The organism is Pseudomonas sp. MWU12-2020 (genome assembly GCF_023100605.1).
GTDB classification, from domain to species: Bacteria; Pseudomonadota; Gammaproteobacteria; order Pseudomonadales; family Pseudomonadaceae; genus Aquipseudomonas; species Aquipseudomonas fluorescens_H.
The window spans coordinates 1-575 of record NZ_JALMEX010000050.1 but is presented as its reverse complement, the minus strand read 5'-3'; the positions used below and the strand labels follow the sequence as shown (position 1 = coordinate 575).

The window sequence follows — 575 nt, the reverse complement described above, 5'->3', positions numbered from 1 at the left end:
TTGGACTTTGGACGACAGAAACCGTCCCGGCTTTGTACCAGGGCATCGTGTATCTCCAGAAAAAATTGGGTTCAGGCCAGCAATTTGGCGCAGAGGAACGGGCGGTGGCCCTGATCGGTCCAGGCGTTTGAGGCCAGGCTGTACATCATGATTCGGCCGCCGCCGTAGTCGACGCCAAGCGCGCAGCCGCCCCCCGACGAGGCGTTATGGCAGTTCATCGTGAACGGGTTCAGAGAGATGTACTCTCCGACCCCAAGCAACTTGCTGATACCCCAAATGTATCGACGCCCCACTGTCAGCACCTCACTACCGAGGTAGGTCCAGTTACCCGCAGCAAATGTCACAACGACCGCCGGTGCGCCACTGTCATAAACCAGCGCGCCGGCTTGATCCCAAAGTCGCATGCCATACGTCGCGGTTCCCATGGAGGCCCATGCCGCCACGAAGTACTGCCCGCTCAGCGTGCTATTGACGTTCGAGGCCTTAATCGTGAAGCCCGTCCAGTTTCCGGCGCCACCGGTGAACCAGACCGATATCGGCACCTGAATCGCTCCGGTTTGATCGGGTCGGATGAA

At 59.3% G+C, this 575-nt stretch carries 1 protein-coding gene; it reads right to left on the bottom strand.

Annotated features, from left to right (window positions below; translation table 11 throughout):
* Window positions 1–71 precede the first annotated feature (71 nt).
* Window positions 72–575, bottom strand: a 504-nt coding sequence (locus M0814_RS28985; protein ID WP_112997952.1) for a hypothetical protein, incomplete at its 5' end; no start/stop codon positions are given.